The sequence below is a fragment of the Enterobacter sp. 22466 genome, assembly GCF_052044775.1.
In the GTDB taxonomy this organism is placed as follows: domain Bacteria; phylum Pseudomonadota; class Gammaproteobacteria; order Enterobacterales; family Enterobacteriaceae; genus Enterobacter; species Enterobacter dissolvens.
This window is the reverse complement of sequence record NZ_JBQENX010000005.1, coordinates 223,422-241,505: the sequence shown is the minus strand read 5'-3', so window position 1 is coordinate 241,505 and position 18,084 is coordinate 223,422. Positions and strand designations below refer to the sequence as shown.

Sequence of the window (18,084 nt, the reverse complement as noted above, 5' to 3'; positions counted from 1 at the left end):
GTTTTTTTCTGCAGTTGATACAATGCGTCAAAATTGCCCTTGCGAAGGTCATTCGCTTTGGTTAGTATTCACACCCGCTTCAGTGGGAAACAAAAACCCTGCTAATTGGTCGAAGCATTGGTATGCGGCAAATCCGCAAGGAACAGGTTGATTATGTACGAAGCTCTTTTAGTTGTTTTCCTTATTGTAGCCATCGCTCTCGTAGCGCTGATTATGCTGCAGCAAGGTAAAGGCGCTGATATGGGAGCCTCCTTCGGAGCAGGCGCTTCCGGTACGCTGTTCGGTTCAAGTGGTTCTGCGAACTTCATGACCCGTACTACAGCGATTCTGGCTACGCTGTTCTTCATCATCAGCCTGGTGCTGGGCAATATCAACAGCAACAAGACCAGCAAAGGAAGCGAGTGGGAAAACCTGAGCGCGCCAGCGAAAACTGAGCAGACTCAGCCAGCTGCACCGGCTAAGCCAACCAGCGATATCCCGCAGTAAGTATTCCGTACCGAGGTGGTGGAATTGGTAGACACGCTACCTTGAGGTGGTAGTGCCCTAACGGGCTTGTGGGTTCGAGTCCCATCCTCGGTACCAATATTCCAGAAGAAAGACGTCGATAGACGTCTTTTTTTCGTCTGAAGTACGATCGAAAAAAAACCAAAAAAAGGCGTCCATCGGACGCCTTTTGCATTTCATCTCAGCGATTACTTCTTATCGCTGTGCTCCAGGTTTTCAACCTGCGGCAGGCCGTTACCGGAACTGGCTGACAGCAGGCCATTCTCAACGTAGTTGAACAGCTTCTCACGGGTATCGGTGATATCCAGATTACGCATGGTCAGCTGACCAATACGGTCATCAGGTGAGAACACGGATTCGCCTTTCTCCATGGTCAGACGCTCTGCTTTGTAGGTCAGGTTGTCGGACACGGTATTCAGGATGGAGTAGTCGTTACCGCGACGCAGTTCCAGAGTCACTTCGCCAGTAATAGCGCTTGCCACCCAACGTTGCAGGGCATCACGCAGCATCAGTGCCTGCGGATCGAACCAGCGGCCCTGATACAGCAGTTTACCCAACTGACGGCCATGCGAGTGATACTGCTCAATGGTATCTTCGTTGTGAATGCCGGTCAGCAGACGTTCATACGCAATGTGCAGCAGCGCCATCCCCGGGGCTTCATAGATGCCACGGCTCTTCGCTTCAATGATACGGTTTTCAATCTGATCGCTCATACCCAGACCGTGACGGCCGCCGATGCAGTTCGCTTCCAGCATCAGTTCCACATCGTCAGAGAAGGTCTTGCCATTGAGGGCAACCGGATGGCCACGCTCGAAACGCACGGTCACTTCCTCTGCCGGGATTTTGACGTTTTCATCCCAGAACTTCACACCCATGATGGGGTTAACGATTTTCACGCTGGAATTCAGGAACTCCAGATCTTTTGCTTCGTGCGTCGCGCCCAGCATGTTGGAGTCAGTGGAGTAGGCTTTTTCGACGGACATCTTATAGTCGAAGCCGCAGGCAATCATAAATTCAGACATTTCATGACGGCCGCCCAGCTCATCGATAAAATCGGTGTCCAGCCACGGTTTGTAAATCTGCAGCTCGGCGTTAGTCAGCAGGCCATAGCGATAGAAACGTTCAATGTCGTTGCCTTTATAGGTACTGCCGTCACCCCAGATGTTCACACCATCTTCTTTCATGGCGGCAACCAGCATGGTGCCGGTCACGGCACGGCCCAGTGGGGTGGTGTTGAAATAGGTCAGACCGCCGGTGGTATTATGGAAAGCGCCACACTGAATAGCGGCAATACCTTCGGCGACCAGCTGCTTACGGCAGTCAATCAGACGTGCGTTCTCTGCGCCATACTCTTTAGCACGACGAGGAATGGCATCATAGTCGTCCTCATCCGGCTGACCCAGGTTCGCTGTATATGCATACGGAACCGCTCCCTTCTGGCGCATCCACAGCAGTGCAGCGCTGGTATCCAGGCCGCCTGAAAAAGCGATGCCAATACGTTGTCCTACCGGAAGATGCTTGAGAATCGTCGTCATAAAATAAAACCCTGCGTGATTGACTGATTAGAGACCGCTTTCGCTCTCGATGCATGTTTATGCAAAATAAGTGAGTATTCATTTAATCATCTTTTGTCGATGACCGGAAGAGACTCGTGCGTTTTTTGTAAAAATTTCCCTCCGTTTGGCCTGGTGGAAACTGGGTTGACAGGCGGGGTTCACTATCAATATACTGAACGCCGATTTTACGTCCCGTCTTCGGTACCAAATCCCAGCATTATTTGCATTTTCTCGCCAAAAAGCGTAGAATTTGCCACGTTTCAGGCGCGGGGTGGAGCAGCCTGGTAGCTCGTCGGGCTCATAACCCGAAGGTCGTCGGTTCAAATCCGGCCCCCGCAACCACTTTCCCATAAAGTCATTTTTCAAATATACTGTGAAGACTCAGAGCCTTCGTAGCTGGATTTGAAAAAATTCTTTCGGAGAGTGCTCCAGGCCACCGTTGTGGCTATAGGGTTCAGTTATCTAAAGCCCCGATTTATCGGGGTTTTTTGTTATCTGACTACAGAATAACTGGGCTTTACGCCCTTTTTTTATGTCTTGGGGGTGGGCTTGTCCACATTAGAGCAAAAATTAACAGAGATGATTACTGCACCGGTCGAAGCACTGGGCTACGAACTGGTCGGCATCGAATTCGTTCGCGGCCGCACATCGACGCTGCGCATCTATATTGATAGTGAAGATGGCATCAATGTTGATGATTGTGCTGATGTTAGCCACCAGGTGAGTGCGGTTCTTGATGTTGAAGATCCGATTACCGTTGCGTACAACCTGGAAGTTTCCTCACCTGGCCTCGATCGCCCGATGTTCACGGCCGAGCACTATGTGCGCTTTACCGGTGAAGAAGTGGCTCTCGTTCTGCGTATGGCCGTACAGAACCGCCGTAAATGGCAGGGAATTATCAAAGCCGTTGATGGTGAAATGATCACGGTGACAGTCGAAGGCAAAGATGAAGTGTTCGCGCTGAGTAATATCCAGAAGGCGAACCTGGTTCCCCACTTTTAACAGTCTGGATTGAGGTGAAAAGCCCGCGATGAACAAAGAAATTTTGGCTGTTGTTGAAGCCGTCTCCAACGAGAAATCACTGCCGCGTGAAAAGATTTTCGAAGCGCTGGAAAGTGCACTGGCTACAGCAACCAAGAAAAAATACGAACAAGAGATCGATGTTCGCGTAGAAATCGATCGTAAAAGCGGTGACTTCGATACATTCCGTCGTTGGGTAATCGTTGAAGAAGTGACCCAGCCAACCAAAGAGATCACCCTGGAAGCGGCACGTTTTGAAGACGAAAGCCTGAACGTTGGTGACTATGTTGAAGATCAGATTGAGTCTGTGACCTTCGACCGTATCACCACCCAGACCGCAAAACAGGTTATCGTGCAGAAAGTTCGCGAAGCCGAGCGTGCGCTGGTTGTTGATCAGTTCCGCGATCAGGAAGGCGAAATCATCACGGGTGTGGTGAAGAAAGTGAACCGCGACAACATCTCTCTGGAGATCAAATCCGAAGGGATGCCGGGCAACGCTGAAGCGGTGATCCTGCGTGAAGACATGCTGCCGCGTGAAAACTTCCGTCCAGGTGACCGTATCCGTGGTGTGCTGTATGCCGTTCGCCCTGAGGCACGTGGTGCGCAGCTGTTCGTGACCCGTTCTAAACCAGAAATGCTGGTAGAACTGTTCCGTATCGAAGTGCCGGAAATCGGTGAAGAAGTTATCGAGATTAAAGCGGCGGCTCGCGATCCGGGCTCCCGTGCAAAAATTGCGGTGAAAACCAACGACAAGCGTATCGACCCGGTCGGTGCTTGCGTCGGTATGCGTGGTGCGCGTGTTCAGGCGGTCTCTACCGAGCTGGGCGGCGAACGTATCGATATCGTTCTGTGGGATGACAACCCGGCGCAGTTCGTGATCAACGCAATGGCTCCGGCGGATGTGGCGTCTATCGTTGTTGACGAAGACAAACACACCATGGATATCGCTGTTGAAGCGGGCAACCTGGCGCAGGCAATCGGCCGTAACGGTCAAAACGTACGCCTGGCGTCACAGCTGAGCGGCTGGGAACTCAACGTCATGACCGTTGATGACCTGCAGGCCAAGCATCAGGCTGAAGCCCATGCGGCGATCGATACCTTCACGAAATACCTGGACATTGACGAAGAGTTCGCCACGGTTCTGGTAGAAGAAGGTTTCTCTACGCTGGAAGAACTGGCCTATGTGCCAATGAAAGAGCTGCTGGAAATTGACGGTCTGGATGAACCAACCGTTGAAGCCCTGCGTGAACGCGCTAAAAACGCACTGACCACCCTGGCACTGGCTCAGGAAGAAAGCCTTGGCGATAAAAAGCCGGCTGATGACCTGCTGAATCTGGAAGGTCTTGATCGTGCGATTGCGTTCAAGCTGGCTGCCCGTGGTGTTTGTACGCTGGAAGATCTCGCTGAGCAAGGCGTTGATGACCTGGCTGATATCGAAGGTTTAACCGACGAGAAAGCCGGCGAACTCATCATGGCCGCACGTAATATTTGCTGGTTCGGCGACGAAGCGTAATAAACTGTAGCAGGAAGGAACAGCATGACTGATGTAACTGTAAAATCGCTGGCTGCCGAGATTCAGACCTCCGTGGACCGCCTGGTACAGCAATTTGCTGATGCAGGGATCCCGAAGACCGCTGATGACTCGGTGACGGCAAACGAAAAACAAACCTTGTTAGCGCACCTGAACCGTGAACACGGCTCTGCGCCTGACAAGCTGACGCTGCAGCGCAAAACGCGCAGCACGTTGAATATCCCTGGTACCGGTGGCAAAAGTAAATCGGTACAAATTGAAGTCCGCAAGACGCGCACCTTTGTAAAACGTGATCCGCAAGAGGCAGAACGCCTTGCCGCGGAAGAGCAGGCACAGCGTGAAGCGGAAGAACAAGCTCAGCGTGAGGCGGAAGCATCTGCCAAACGTGAGGCAGAATTAAAAGCTGAACGTGAGGCCGCAGAAAAAGCGAAACGCGACGCAAGTGATAAAGTGAAGCGTGAAGCTGCGGAAAAAGACAAAGTGAGCAATCAACAGACAGACGAAATGACCAAAACCGCCCAGGCTGAAAAAGCCCGCCGTGAAAATGAAGCTGCCGAGCTGAAGCGTAAAGCGGAAGAAGAAGCACGCCGCAAGCTGGAAGAAGAAGCGCGTCGTGTGGCTGAAGAAGCGCGCCGTATGGCAGAAGAAAACGAGAAGAATGGTGTGAATACCGCTGAACCGACTGAAGATACCAGCGACTATCACGTGACCACTTCTCAGCACGCGCGTCAGGCTGAAGATGATAACGACCGTGAAGTTGAAGGCGGCCGTGGTCGTGGTCGCAATGCGAAGGCAGCGCGTCCGGCGAAAAAAGGCAACAAACACGCCGAGTCTAAAGCTGACCGTGAAGAAGCGCGTGCAGCCGTGCGTGGCGGTAAAGGCGGCAAACAGCGTAAAGGGTCTTCCCTGCAGCAGGGCTTCCAGAAGCCAGCTCAGGCCGTTAACCGTGACGTTGTGATCGGCGAAACCATCACCGTTGGCGATCTGGCGAACAAAATGGCGGTTAAAGGCTCTCAGGTCATCAAAGCGATGATGAAACTGGGCGCAATGGCGACCATCAACCAGGTTATCGACCAGGAAACCGCACAGCTGGTTGCCGAAGAGATGGGCCACAAAGTTATCCTGCGTCGTGAAAACGAGCTGGAAGAAGCAGTAATGAGCGACCGTGATACCGGTGCTGCGGCAGAACCGCGTGCGCCAGTTGTGACCATCATGGGTCACGTTGACCACGGTAAAACCTCGCTGCTCGACTACATTCGTTCTACGAAAGTGGCCTCCGGTGAAGCGGGTGGTATTACCCAGCACATCGGTGCATACCACGTAGAAACCGATAACGGTATGATCACCTTCCTGGATACCCCAGGTCACGCCGCGTTTACCTCAATGCGTGCGCGTGGTGCTCAGGCGACAGATATCGTTGTTCTGGTTGTTGCTGCAGACGATGGCGTCATGCCACAGACCATCGAAGCTATCCAGCACGCGAAAGCGGCGGGTGTGCCGGTAGTGGTTGCAGTGAACAAGATCGATAAGCCAGAAGCGGATCCGGATCGTGTTAAAAACGAACTGTCCCAGTACGGCATCCTGCCAGAAGAGTGGGGCGGTGAAAGCCAGTTCGTACACGTGTCTGCGAAAGCAGGTACCGGTATCGATGAGCTGCTGGACGCGATCCTGCTGCAGGCTGAAGTTCTGGAGCTGAAAGCGATCCGTAACGGTATGGCGAGCGGCGCGGTCATCGAATCCTTCCTGGATAAAGGCCGTGGCCCGGTGGCTACCGTTCTGGTTCGCGAAGGTACACTGCATAAAGGCGATATCGTCCTGTGTGGTTTCGAATACGGTCGTGTTCGTGCGATGCGTAACGAACTGGGTCAGGAAGTGCTGGAAGCAGGTCCGTCCATTCCAGTGGAAATCCTCGGTCTGTCCGGTGTGCCGGCTGCCGGTGATGAAGTGACCGTTGTGCGTGACGAGAAGAAAGCGCGTGAAGTTGCACTGTACCGTCAGGGCAAATTCCGTGAAGTTAAACTGGCTCGTCAGCAGAAATCTAAACTCGAGAACATGTTTGCGAACATGGCTGAAGGCGAAGTTCACGAAGTGAACGTCGTACTGAAAGCAGACGTTCAGGGTTCTGTGGAAGCGATCTCCGACTCCTTGCTGAAACTGTCTACCGACGAAGTTAAAGTGAAGATCATCGGTTCTGGCGTAGGTGGTATCACCGAAACCGACGCAACCCTGGCGGCTGCCTCCAACGCCATCCTGGTTGGCTTCAACGTGCGTGCTGACGCGTCTGCTCGCCGCGTGATCGAAGCGGAAAGCCTGGATCTGCGTTACTACTCCGTCATCTATAACCTGATCGACGAAGTGAAAGCAGCGATGAGCGGTATGCTGTCTCCAGAGCTGAAACAGCAGATCATCGGTCTGGCCGAAGTGCGTGATGTGTTCAAATCACCGAAATTCGGTGCAATCGCGGGCTGTATGGTTACCGAAGGTACCATCAAGCGTCACAACCCAATCCGCGTACTGCGTGACAACGTGGTTATCTACGAAGGCGAGCTGGAATCCCTGCGCCGCTTCAAAGATGACGTTAACGAAGTCCGTAACGGCATGGAATGTGGTATCGGCGTGAAGAACTACAACGACGTTCGCGTTGGCGATATGATCGAAGTGTTCGAAATCATCGAGATCCAACGCAGCATCGACTAATCCTGTTGGGATAGGTCCATATGTCGGCCGGGATCGCCTCGTGCCACCCGGCAATAATTTTAAAAAGGGGCTTTAGCCCCTTTTTTGTCTGGAGAATTTATTATGGCGAAAGAATTTGGTCGCCCGCAGCGCGTAGCGCAGGAAATGCAGAAAGAGATCGCGCTCATCCTGCAACGCGAAATTAAAGATCCGCGTGTGGGCATGATGACCACCGTGTCCGGCGTGGAGATGTCCCGAGACCTGGCGTATGCCAAAGTGTTCGTGACGTTCCTGAACGATCAGGACGAAGCGGCAGTGAAAAATGGCATTAAAGCGCTGCAGGAAGCCTCTGGTTTCATCCGCTCTCTGCTCGGTAAAGCGATGCGCCTGCGTATCGTGCCTGAGCTGACCTTCTTCTACGACAACTCCCTGGTCGAAGGTATGCGTATGTCCAACCTGGTGACCAGCGTGGTGAAACATGACGACGAACGTCGTGTTAATCCGGCGGACGACAGCAAGGAGGACTGATGAGTCGTCCTCGTCGTCGTGGTCGCGACGTGCATGGTGTGCTGCTGCTGGATAAACCCCAGGGCGCTTCCAGCAACGACGTGCTGCAAAAAGTTAAGCGAATTTTTAACGCCAACCGTGCGGGCCATACAGGTGCGCTGGACCCTCTGGCGACGGGCATGTTGCCTGTCTGCCTGGGGGAGGCAACAAAGTTTTCTCAGTACCTGCTGGATTCCGATAAACGTTATCGCGTCATCGCCAGACTGGGCCAGCGCACGGACACCTCCGATGCCGATGGCCAGGTGGTAGAGGAGCGTCCTGTGACGTTTAGCGCAGAGCAACTGGATGCGGCGCTGGAGAGCTTCCGTGGCGATACGCTGCAGGTGCCGTCGATGTATTCTGCACTGAAATATCAGGGCAAAAAGCTCTACGAATATGCGCGCCAGGGTATTGAAGTGCCGCGTGAAGCCCGTCCGATCACCGTGTATGAACTGCTCTTTATTCGCCACGAGGGTGACGAGCTGGAGCTGGAAGTCCACTGTTCGAAAGGCACCTATATTCGTACCATCATCGACGATCTGGGCGAGAAACTGGGCTGCGGCGCGCATGTTATCTACCTGCGTCGCCTGGCCGTCAGTAAGTATCCGGTTGAGCGGATGGTGACCCTTGAACATCTGCACGCGCTGGTTGAGCAGGCGCAAGCGCAAGGGATGGCAGCAGCAGAACTGCTCGATCCGCTGCTGATGCCGATGGACAGCCCGGCGGCCGACTTCCCGCTTGTTAATCTTCCTTTAACATCGTCCGTTTACTTTAAGAACGGAAACCCGGTTCGGACCACGAATGCACCGCTGGAAGGGCTGGTACGCGTGACCGAAGGGGATGACGGTAAGTTTATCGGCATGGGTGAAATGGACGGTGAAGGACGCGTTGCGCCCCGCCGTCTGGTGGTGGAATACCCGGTCGAAGGCTGACGGCGATATCAGCTCACCTTGCGGTAAACCGGTGAGGCGAGTAGAATATCGCGGCTTAACGTCCGGCAAATTGTTTAACAATTTTGCGGGGCGTATACGGGGATCGCTGAATTAGAGATCGGCATCCTTACATTCTTTATACTTTGGAGTTTGAAAATGTCTCTAAGCGTTGAAGCTAAAGCTAAAATCGTTTCTGAGTTTGGTCGTGGTACTAACGACAGCGGTTCTACCGAAGTTCAGGTTGCACTGCTGACTGCACAGATTAACCACCTGCAGGGTCACTTTGCAGAGCACAAAAAAGATCACCACAGCCGTCGTGGTCTGCTGCGTATGGTTTCTCAGCGTCGTAAACTGCTCGACTACCTGAAACGTAAAGATGTTGCACGTTACTCCGCGCTGATCGAGCGTCTGGGTCTGCGTCGCTAAGTCTTGCGAGTTTCAGAAAAGGGGGCCTGATGGCCCCTTTTTTCAACCAGACCGCAGCAATTCACTGGAAACTATTGTATTGTTGCTATAAATGATCTTCCTTGCAGAGGTTCGCGCGGCTAATGAGAGGCTTCACCCATGGGGGTGTTGGTTGTCATTAGTCGCGAGGATGCGAAGAAGGTCGGGTTAAATCGTCAGCACACCGGTGGTGTGCTGTCAAACTTTTAAGAAAGGACAGAATTTTGCTGAATCCGATCGTTCGTAAATTCCAGTATGGTCAGCATACCGTCACGCTGGAAACCGGCATGATGGCACGTCAGGCTACTGCTGCCGTTATGGTAAGCATGGATGACACCGCGGTATTCGTGACCGTTGTTGGCCAGAAAAAAGCAAAACCAGGTCAGGACTTTTTCCCTCTGACCGTTAACTACCAGGAGCGTACTTACGCTGCCGGTAAAATCCCGGGTGGCTTCTTCCGTCGTGAAGGCCGTCCAAGCGAAGGCGAAACCCTGATCGCGCGTCTGATTGACCGCCCGGTTCGTCCGCTGTTCCCGGAAGGCTTCGTAAACGAAGTGCAGGTTATCGCGACCGTTGTTTCCGTTAACCCACAGGTTAACCCGGATATCGTTGCGATGATCGGCGCATCCGCTGCGCTGTCTCTGTCCGGTATTCCATTCAATGGTCCAATCGGTGCTGCGCGCGTTGGCTACATCAACGACCAGTATGTGCTGAACCCGACTCAGGAAGAGCTGAAAGAAAGTAAGCTGGACCTGGTTGTTGCGGGTACTGAAGCCGCTGTTCTGATGGTTGAATCTGAAGCTGAACTGCTGAGCGAAGACCAGATGCTCGGCGCTGTGGTCTTCGGCCACGACCAGCAGCAGGTTGTTATCCAGAACATCAACGAGCTGGTGAAAGAAGCCGGCAAACCACGTTGGGACTGGCAGCCTGAAGCAGTAAACGACGCGCTGAACGCACGCGTTGCTGCGCTGGCTGAAGCGCGTCTGAGCGATGCATACCGTATCACCGACAAACAGGAGCGTTATGCTCAGGTTGACGTGATCAAAGACGAAACCATCGCCACGCTGGTTGCTGAAGACGAAACGCTGGATGCTAACGAGCTGAGCGAGATTCTGCACGCAATCGAGAAAAACGTTGTTCGTAGCCGCGTACTGGCTGGCGAGCCGCGTATCGATGGTCGTGAAAAAGACATGATCCGTGGTCTGGACGTGCGTACTGGCGTACTGCCACGTACTCACGGTTCTGCGCTGTTCACCCGTGGTGAAACGCAGGCGCTGGTTACCGCGACCCTGGGTACTGCACGTGACGCACAGATCATCGACGAGCTGATGGGCGAGCGCACTGACAGCTTCCTGTTCCACTATAACTTCCCTCCGTACTCCGTAGGGGAAACCGGTATGGTGGGTTCGCCGAAGCGTCGTGAAATTGGTCACGGTCGTCTGGCGAAGCGCGGCGTGCTGGCAGTGATGCCAGACGCAGACAAATTCCCGTACACCGTTCGTGTGGTTTCTGAAATCACCGAATCTAACGGTTCTTCTTCCATGGCTTCCGTATGTGGTGCCTCTCTGGCGCTGATGGATGCAGGCGTGCCAATCAAAGCCGCCGTTGCGGGTATCGCAATGGGTCTGGTGAAAGAGGGCGACAACTTTGTTGTTCTGTCTGACATTCTGGGCGACGAAGACCACCTGGGCGATATGGACTTCAAAGTGGCGGGTTCCCGCGACGGTATCTCTGCGCTGCAGATGGATATCAAAATTGAAGGTATCACCAAAGAGATCATGCAGGTTGCTCTGAACCAGGCTAAAGGTGCGCGTCTGCACATCCTGGGCGTGATGGAACAGGCGATCAACGCGCCACGCGGTGATATCTCTGAATTCGCTCCGCGTATTCACACCATCAAGATCAATCCAGACAAGATCAAAGATGTTATCGGTAAGGGCGGTTCCGTGATCCGTGCGCTGACCGAAGAGACCGGCACCACCATTGAAATCGAAGATGACGGTACTGTGAAAATCGCAGCGACCGACGGCGAGAAAGCGAAATTCGCGATTCGTCGTATCGAAGAAATCACTGCAGAAATCGAAGTGGGCCGTATCTACAATGGTAAAGTGACCCGTATCGTTGACTTTGGCGCATTCGTTGCCATCGGTGGCGGTAAAGAAGGTCTGGTACACATCTCTCAAATCGCTGACAAGCGCGTTGAGAAAGTGACCGATTACCTGCAGATGGGTCAGGAAGTACCGGTTAAAGTTCTGGAAGTTGACCGCCAGGGCCGTATCCGTCTGAGCATTAAAGAAGCAACCGAGCAGTCTCAGCCAGCTGCTGCGCCAGAAGCACCGGCAGCAGAACAGCAGGGCGAGTAAGGTTGCCATTTGCCCTCCGCATCGCGGAGGGCCGTTATCAGGCAGGACGCCTTGTTAAGCCGCCGGGGGACAGGACGTTCATCCAATAGTTGTCTTCGGGAGTGGGAAATGAAGCCTTTTTTGCGCTGGTGTTTCGTTGCGACAGCTTTAACGCTGGCAGGATGCAGCAACTCTGCCTGGCGTAAGAGCGAAGTCCTCGCAGTGCCATTGCAACCGACTTTGCAACAGGAAGTGATTCTGGCACGCATGGAACAAATTCTTGCCAGTCGGGCTTTAACCGATGACGAACGCGCACAGCTTTTATATGAGCGCGGAGTGTTGTATGATAGTCTCGGTCTGAGGGCATTAGCGCGAAATGATTTCTCACAAGCGCTGGCTATCCGACCTGATATGCCTGAAGTATTCAATTACTTAGGCATTTATTTAACGCAGGCAGGCAATTTTGATGCTGCCTATGAAGCGTTTGATTCTGTACTTGAGCTTGATCCAACTTACAACTACGCGCACTTGAATCGCGGTATCGCATTGTATTACGGCGGTCGTGATAAGTTAGCGCAAGATGATCTGCTGGCGTTTTATCAAGACGATCCTAATGATCCTTTCCGTAGCCTGTGGCTTTACATCGTTGAGCAGAAGCTCGATGAGAAGCAGGCAAAAGAGGCACTGAAACAGCGCTTCGACAAATCGGACAAGGAACAGTGGGGATGGAACATTGTCGAGTTCTACCTGGGCAACATTAGCGAAGCAACGCTGATGGAACGCCTCAAGGCGGACGCAACGGATAACACCTCGCTCGCTGAGCATCTCAGTGAAACCAACTTCTATTTAGGTAAGTACTACCTAAGTCTGGGGGATAAGGACAGCGCTACGGCACTGTTCAAATTAGCGGTTGCTAACAACGTACATAACTTCGTTGAGCACCGTTATGCATTGTTGGAATTATCGCTCTTGGGCCAGGAGCAAGACGACCTGGCAGAATCGGACCAGCAATAGCTGACGACATAAACATCAGCCCGTAATCTTTTTGATTGCCATCACCTTAACTGGTGAGGGCGTTGTTGTTCGTCAATACACCTACTTTGAGCCGGTTCACACTTTTCAATGAAAATTGCTAATCATTTTCACGATGAGCTAAGTAGACTGGCCGCCATTGACATTGAGGCACTCGTACTACATGGCTGAATTCGAAACCACTTTTGCAGATCTGGGCCTGAAGGCTCCTATCCTTGAAGCCCTTAACGATCTGGGTTACGAAAAACCATCTCCGATCCAGGCAGAATGTATCCCACACCTGCTTTCTGGTCGTGACGTGCTGGGCATGGCCCAGACTGGTAGCGGTAAAACTGCGGCGTTCTCGCTGCCGCTGCTGAACAACATCGATCCGGACCTGCGTGCACCGCAGATCCTCGTTCTGGCTCCAACCCGTGAACTGGCGGTTCAGGTTGCTGAAGCCATGACGGAATTCTCTAAACACATGCGCGGCGTAAACGTGGTTGCCCTGTACGGCGGCCAGCGTTATGACGTGCAGTTACGCGCCCTGCGCCAGGGCCCACAGATTGTTGTCGGTACGCCGGGCCGTCTGCTGGATCACCTGAAGCGCGGTACACTGGATCTCTCTAAACTGAGCGGTCTGGTACTGGATGAAGCAGACGAAATGCTGCGTATGGGCTTCATCGAAGACGTAGAAACCATTATGGCGCAGATCCCGGAAGGTCATCAGACCGCTCTGTTCTCTGCCACGATGCCAGAAGCCATTCGTCGCATTACCCGTCGCTTCATGAAAGAGCCGCAGGAAGTGCGCATTCAGTCCAGCGTTACCACTCGCCCGGACATCAGCCAGAGCTACTGGTCTGTGTACGGCATGCGCAAAAACGAAGCGCTGGTGCGTTTCCTGGAAGCAGAAGATTTTGATGCGGCGATTATTTTCGTACGTACCAAAAACGCGACCCTGGAAGTGGCTGAAGCCCTGGAGCGTAACGGCTATAACAGCGCAGCGCTGAATGGTGACATGAACCAGGCTCTGCGTGAGCAGACGCTGGAGCGTCTGAAAGACGGTCGTCTGGATATCCTGATTGCAACCGACGTGGCAGCACGTGGTCTGGACGTTGAACGTATCAGCCTGGTTGTAAACTACGACATCCCAATGGACTCCGAGTCCTACGTTCACCGTATCGGCCGTACCGGTCGTGCGGGTCGTGCAGGCCGTGCGCTGCTGTTCGTTGAGAACCGCGAGCGTCGTCTGCTGCGTAACATTGAACGCACTATGAAGCTGACCATTCCGGAAGCTGAGCTGCCAAACGCAGAACTGCTGGGCAAACGCCGTCTGGAAAAATTCGCTGCCAAAGTTCAGCAGCAGCTGGAAAGCAGCGATCTGGATCAGTACCGTGCGCTGCTGGCGCAGATCCAGCCAACCGCTGAAGGCGAAGAGCTGGATATCGAAACGCTGGCTGCAGCACTGCTGAAAATGGCACAGGGCGAACGTACCCTGATCGTGCCACCAGATGCACCGATGCGTCCTCGTCGTGAGTTCCGTGACCGTGACGATCGCTTCGAACGTCGTGGCGATCGTAACGACCGTGGTCCACGTGGTGACCGTCCAGAGCGTGGTGGTGAAGATCGTCCACGTCGTGAGCGTCGTGACGCTGGCGAAATGGAGCTGTACCGCATTGAAGTGGGCCGTGATGATGGTGTTGAAGTTCGTCATATCGTTGGCGCGATCGCGAACGAAGGCGACATCAGCAGCCGTTACATCGGTAACATCAAGCTGTTCGCATCCCACTCCACCATCGAGCTGCCAAAAGGCATGCCGGGTGAAGTACTGCAGCACTTTACCCGCACTCGCATCCTGAACAAGCCGATGAACATGCAGCTGCTGGGCGATGCACAGCCACGTCCTGACCGTGGTGGCGAACGTCGTGGCGGTGGTCGTGGTTTCGGTGGCGAGCGTCGTGAAGGCGGTCGTAGCGAAGGTCGCGGTGGTGAAGGTCGTCGTTTCTCCGGTGAACGCCGCGAGAGCCGTGGCCCACGTCGTGAAGAAGGCACCAGCCGTCGTCGTTTTGGTGACGCGTAAGCCTTTCGTTTCTGACGTAAAGTAATATATACAGCCCCGATAAAGACTATCGGGGCTTTTTTTATTTCCTTTGTACTCTTGTACTGGTACAGTGCAGCACATTAAAATGCAAACCACATTTTTGACTGGAGATATGGCTGTATGGCGACACTAACCACCACCCAAACGTCACCTTCGCTGCTTGGCGGCGTGGTGATCATCGGCGGAACCATTATTGGTGCCGGGATGTTCTCCCTGCCAGTGGTCATGTCCGGTGCGTGGTTCTTCTGGTCGCTGGCTGCGCTGGTTTTCACCTGGTTCTGTATGTTGCATTCAGGGCTGATGATCCTTGAAGCCAACCTGAACTACCGCATTGGCTCCAGCTTCGACACCATCACGAAAGATCTGCTGGGTAAAGGCTGGAACCTGGTGAACGGCCTTTCCATCGCGTTTGTGCTTTACATCCTGACCTACGCGTACATCTCTGCAAGCGGTTCGATTCTGCATCACACCTTTGCGGAGATGTCGCTGAACGTTCCGGCGCGTCTGGCTGGGCTGTGCTTTGCGCTGGGCGTCGCGTTTATTGTCTGGATGAGTACCAAAGCGGTGAGCCGGATGACGGCCATCGTACTGGGCGCAAAGGTCATCACTTTCTTCCTGACCTTCGGTAGCCTGCTGGGGCACGTTACCCCGTCAACGCTGTTTAACGTGGCTGAAACCAATACGTCGTATACGCCGTATCTGCTGATGACCCTGCCGTTCTGTCTGGCGTCGTTTGGCTACCACGGCAACGTGCCAAGTCTGATGAAGTACTACGGCAAAGACCCCCGGACGATTGTAAAGTGCCTGGTCTACGGTACGCTGCTGGCGCTGGGGCTGTATGTGATTTGGCTGCTGGGGACGATGGGCAACATCCCGCGTCCGGAGTTTATCGGCATTGCGCAGAAGGGCGGTAACATTGATGTGCTGGTGCAGGCCCTGAGTGGGGTACTGAACAGCCGCAGTCTGGATCTGCTGCTGGTGGTGTTCTCTAACTTTGCAGTAGCGAGCTCTTTCCTCGGCGTGACGCTGGGCCTGTTTGACTATCTGGCGGATCTGTTTGGTTTTGATGATTCCGCGATGGGGCGCTTTAAAACCGCACTGCTGACCTTCCTGCCACCGATTGTCGGCGGCCTGCTGTGGCCGAACGGGTTCCTGTACGCCATCGGCTATGCCGGTCTGGCGGCTACCATCTGGGCGGCAATTGTGCCAGCGCTGCTGGCGCGTAAATCCCGTCAGCGCTTCGGTAGCCCGAAATTCCGCGTCTGGGGCGGCAAACCGATGATTGCACTGATTCTGGTGTTTGGTATTGGCAACGCGGTGGTGCACGTGCTGTCGAGTTTTAATTTGTTGCCTGTATATCACTAAACACAAAGCCCGGTGGCGCTACGCTTACCGGGCCTACAGGGATTGCGTAGGCCGGATAAGGCGAAGCCGCCATCCGGCCAAAAACTATCCCACCAATTCTTCTTTCACCTGCATCGCTAAATCAAACGAATGCAAACGCGCCTGGTGATCAAATATCTGGCCGTTAACCATAATCTCATCCGCCTGCGTTTCGCGCAGCACCGCTTCCAGCCCGTGACGCACCTTCGCTTTATCTCCCACCAGCGACATGCTCAGCGCCTGCTGAACGCCATACTGCTCGGAGGCGGACCACAGCTGATGCATATTCTCCACCGGTGGCGGCAACTGGCCGGTCTCGCCGCGACGCAGCTTCGCAAACGCCTGCTGCATGGAGGTAAACAGGAATTCCGCATCGCGATTGCTGTCGGCGGCAATGATGTTGATACACACCATCGCGTACGGTTTCTCCAGCCTTTCAGAAGGTTTGAAGTTCGTGCGGTAGAGATGCAGCGCCTGATGCAGCATATCCGGTGCGAAGTGCGAGGCAAACGCAAACGGCAGCCCCAACTGTGCAGCAAGCTGTGCACTGTACAGGCTCGACCCCAGCAGCCATACCGGGATCTTTTCGCCGTAGCCCGGCACCGGGCGCACGTGCGGGTTCGGGTCACGCGCATCGAACCAGTCCACCAGTTCCGCCACATCACGCGGGAAATTGTCGATGTCACCACTCATATGGCGACGCAGGGCGCGCATGGTTGGCTGGTCGCTGCCCGGCGCACGGCCAAGGCCTAAATCAATACGGCCCGGATAGAGGGTATTTAGCGTACCAAACTGCTCGGCGATCACCAGCGGAGCATGGTTTGGCAGCATCACGCCACCGGATCCCAGGTGCAGGGTGGTGGTGTTCGCGGCCAGATAACCAATCAGTACCGAGGTGGCGGCGCTGGCGATACCGACCATGTTGTGGTGCTCTGCCAGCCAGTAACGGTGATAGCCACGCTTTTCGGCCAGTTGAGCCAGATCGAGAGAGTGCGAAAAGGCTTCTCTGGCCGAGGAGCCTTGTGGGATCGGCGCCAGATCCAGCACCGAAAACGGAAGGGTTTTGTCAGTCATAACAGCTCACTTTGTCGACGGTCAATCTTTAATACTGCATTAAATAATGATAACCGTTGTTAACAAAGTGAGCCTTTTTCAGGCCTGCAGCTCCAGTCCGGCCAGCCGTTTCCAGTAGCCGTTACAGTCACTGTTTACCGTCAGCGGCAGCGGTGACGCGCCATTTTCGTTGGCGCGAAAAGCATCCAGCATGGCAAACACGCTGGTGTCCAGCGGTGACAGACGCACCATATCCACCAGCCCGACCATCGACGCCAGCTCGTTACCCAGGTTATAGACATAGCCGCTCATGGTCTGAATGCCGTTCAGGACAAACACCTGCTGGTTCTCCTGTGACAGCATGCTGCGCCCGTTCGGGTACTTGATGCAGCAGGTCTCGCACTCGTCTTTCGGCCGATCTTCAGAGCGGGCAGTAAAGCAGCGGGCAGAGTACGCCAGCGGCAGATGACCATAGCTCAGCACTTCCACTTCAAACTGATTGCGAATGCCAAGCTCTTCACACTGAGCGAGCAGGTTTGCCAGCCAGTCGCGCGACAGCTCTACCGGCATGCACCAGCGCGTCATCCCCTGTTTCAGCAGCAGGCGCAGGGTCACGGCGTTATAGCAGTTCAGCGCATGGCCCGCGACAAACGGCAGCTTACGTTCAGCGCACATGTTCACCACGCCCAGGTCGCTCGCTTCAATCAGGAATTCACCGTTCTCCACATAGCGTTTTAGCTCACCCAGTTCGGAGGACGCCTGCACCAGCGCCAGCGTGGAGAGCACGACCTGTTTGCCGCTCCCGGCCAGGCTTTTCGCCATCTCCAGCCAGTCGCCCACTTTGGTGGCGCGGCGCTTGCTGCATACCGCTTCACCAAGATAAATCACATCGGCGCTGCTGGTTGCGGCCTGTTGATAAAAAGCTTCCAGCGTCTCTTTTGGCCAGTAGTAGAGCACCGGTCCTAATGAATATTTCATGATTATC

Annotated in this window: 15 protein-coding genes and 2 tRNA genes; 14 read left to right on the top strand and 3 right to left on the bottom strand. The window is 54.2% G+C overall.

All coding sequences use genetic code 11. The features are described 5' to 3' along the window. Positions 1-153 precede the first annotated feature (153 nt). Together secG and ACTJJI_RS15365 are read left to right on the top strand one after the other, a co-directional pair. Complete coding sequence (gene secG, locus ACTJJI_RS15370) at positions 154-486, top strand: preprotein translocase subunit SecG (protein WP_021242256.1); 333 nt, start codon at positions 154-156, stop codon at positions 484-486. 9 nt (positions 487-495) lie between these two features. Then, positions 496-582, top strand: a tRNA-Leu gene (locus tag ACTJJI_RS15365). Positions 583-692: 110 nt separating this feature from the next. On the opposite strand, the gene argG is transcribed toward ACTJJI_RS15365, so the two are convergent. After that, the gene (argG, locus tag ACTJJI_RS15360; protein ID WP_440654703.1) at positions 693-2,039 is read right to left on the bottom strand and encodes an argininosuccinate synthase; all 1,347 of its coding nucleotides are present in this window, start codon (positions 2,037-2,039) and stop codon (positions 693-695) included. A 286-nt stretch (positions 2,040-2,325) separates the two neighbouring features. On the opposite strand from argG, the gene ACTJJI_RS15355 reads away from it, so the two are divergent. The 12 genes from ACTJJI_RS15355 to mtr all read left to right on the top strand — a co-directional run bounded on the left by ACTJJI_RS15355 (position 2,326) and on the right by mtr (position 16,028). Beyond that, a tRNA-Met gene (locus ACTJJI_RS15355) sits at positions 2,326-2,402 on the top strand. 207 nt (positions 2,403-2,609) lie between these two features. Then, a complete protein-coding gene (rimP, locus tag ACTJJI_RS15350; protein WP_014833432.1) occupies positions 2,610-3,062 on the top strand; it encodes a ribosome maturation factor RimP in 453 nt (150 codons plus the stop codon). 28 nt (positions 3,063-3,090) lie between these two features. Next, positions 3,091-4,593, top strand: a complete 1,503-nt coding sequence (nusA, locus tag ACTJJI_RS15345; protein WP_013098917.1) for a transcription termination factor NusA — start codon at positions 3,091-3,093, stop codon at positions 4,591-4,593. A gap of 24 nt (positions 4,594-4,617) precedes the next feature. Further along, complete coding sequence (infB, locus tag ACTJJI_RS15340) at positions 4,618-7,308, top strand: translation initiation factor IF-2 (protein ID WP_014833431.1); 2,691 nt, start codon at positions 4,618-4,620, stop codon at positions 7,306-7,308. Between the two features lie 102 nt (positions 7,309-7,410). After that, positions 7,411-7,815, top strand: a complete 405-nt coding sequence (gene rbfA, locus ACTJJI_RS15335) for a 30S ribosome-binding factor RbfA (protein ID WP_003024988.1) — start codon at positions 7,411-7,413, stop codon at positions 7,813-7,815. Further along, positions 7,815-8,765 (top strand): tRNA pseudouridine(55) synthase TruB, encoded by a 951-nt coding sequence (gene truB, locus ACTJJI_RS15330; RefSeq protein WP_248060427.1) that lies wholly within the window; start codon positions 7,815-7,817, stop codon positions 8,763-8,765. Before rbfA ends, truB begins: the two co-directional genes overlap by 1 nt. A gap of 156 nt (positions 8,766-8,921) precedes the next feature. Continuing rightward, positions 8,922-9,191: a 30S ribosomal protein S15 gene (gene rpsO / locus ACTJJI_RS15325; RefSeq protein WP_013098914.1), complete on the top strand. Its 270-nt coding sequence runs from the start codon at positions 8,922-8,924 to the stop codon at positions 9,189-9,191. A 242-nt stretch (positions 9,192-9,433) separates the two neighbouring features. Beyond that, entirely contained in the window at positions 9,434-11,572 is a 2,139-nt protein-coding gene (pnp, locus tag ACTJJI_RS15320; protein WP_014833429.1) for a polyribonucleotide nucleotidyltransferase, read from the top strand. A 108-nt stretch (positions 11,573-11,680) separates the two neighbouring features. Continuing rightward, positions 11,681-12,565, top strand: coding sequence for a lipoprotein NlpI (gene nlpI, locus ACTJJI_RS15315; protein ID WP_013098912.1), 885 nt, complete (start codon positions 11,681-11,683; stop codon positions 12,563-12,565). Between the two features lie 108 nt (positions 12,566-12,673). Next, the gene (gene yrbN, locus ACTJJI_RS15310) at positions 12,674-12,754 is read left to right on the top strand and encodes a protein YrbN (protein ID WP_100122156.1); all 81 of its coding nucleotides are present in this window, start codon (positions 12,674-12,676) and stop codon (positions 12,752-12,754) included. Next, positions 12,747-14,642: a DEAD/DEAH family ATP-dependent RNA helicase gene (locus ACTJJI_RS15305; protein WP_014833428.1), complete on the top strand. Its 1,896-nt coding sequence runs from the start codon at positions 12,747-12,749 to the stop codon at positions 14,640-14,642. Before yrbN ends, ACTJJI_RS15305 begins: the two co-directional genes overlap by 8 nt. 141 nt (positions 14,643-14,783) lie before the next feature. Next, positions 14,784-16,028, top strand: coding sequence for a tryptophan permease (gene mtr / locus ACTJJI_RS15300; protein WP_014833427.1), 1,245 nt, complete (start codon positions 14,784-14,786; stop codon positions 16,026-16,028). A gap of 84 nt (positions 16,029-16,112) precedes the next feature. On the opposite strand, the gene ACTJJI_RS15295 is transcribed toward mtr, so the two are convergent. Then, a complete protein-coding gene (locus ACTJJI_RS15295; protein WP_440654699.1) occupies positions 16,113-17,120 on the bottom strand; it encodes a luciferase-like monooxygenase in 1,008 nt (335 codons plus the stop codon). Positions 17,121-17,198: 78 nt separating this feature from the next. Continuing rightward, a complete protein-coding gene (locus ACTJJI_RS15290; RefSeq protein WP_440654697.1) occupies positions 17,199-18,077 on the bottom strand; it encodes a U32 family peptidase in 879 nt (292 codons plus the stop codon). Between the last annotated feature and the right edge of the window lie 7 nt (positions 18,078-18,084).

Coding starts and splice junctions, on each gene's coding strand:
- secG (WP_021242256.1), top strand. CDS start 154: ATGTACGAAGCTCTTTTAGTTGTTTTCCTTATTGTAGCCATCGCTCTC.
- argG (WP_440654703.1), bottom strand. CDS start 2,039: ATGACGACGATTCTCAAGCATCTTCCGGTAGGACAACGTATTGGCATC.
- nusA (WP_013098917.1), top strand. CDS start 3,091: ATGAACAAAGAAATTTTGGCTGTTGTTGAAGCCGTCTCCAACGAGAAA.
- infB (WP_014833431.1), top strand. CDS start 4,618: ATGACTGATGTAACTGTAAAATCGCTGGCTGCCGAGATTCAGACCTCC.
- rbfA (WP_003024988.1), top strand. CDS start 7,411: ATGGCGAAAGAATTTGGTCGCCCGCAGCGCGTAGCGCAGGAAATGCAG.
- truB (WP_248060427.1), top strand. CDS start 7,815: ATGAGTCGTCCTCGTCGTCGTGGTCGCGACGTGCATGGTGTGCTGCTG.
- rpsO (WP_013098914.1), top strand. CDS start 8,922: ATGTCTCTAAGCGTTGAAGCTAAAGCTAAAATCGTTTCTGAGTTTGGT.
- nlpI (WP_013098912.1), top strand. CDS start 11,681: ATGAAGCCTTTTTTGCGCTGGTGTTTCGTTGCGACAGCTTTAACGCTG.
- yrbN (WP_100122156.1), top strand. CDS start 12,674: ATGAAAATTGCTAATCATTTTCACGATGAGCTAAGTAGACTGGCCGCC.
- ACTJJI_RS15305 (WP_014833428.1), top strand. CDS start 12,747: ATGGCTGAATTCGAAACCACTTTTGCAGATCTGGGCCTGAAGGCTCCT.
- mtr (WP_014833427.1), top strand. CDS start 14,784: ATGGCGACACTAACCACCACCCAAACGTCACCTTCGCTGCTTGGCGGC.
- ACTJJI_RS15295 (WP_440654699.1), bottom strand. CDS start 17,120: ATGACTGACAAAACCCTTCCGTTTTCGGTGCTGGATCTGGCGCCGATC.
- ACTJJI_RS15290 (WP_440654697.1), bottom strand. CDS start 18,077: ATGAAATATTCATTAGGACCGGTGCTCTACTACTGGCCAAAAGAGACG.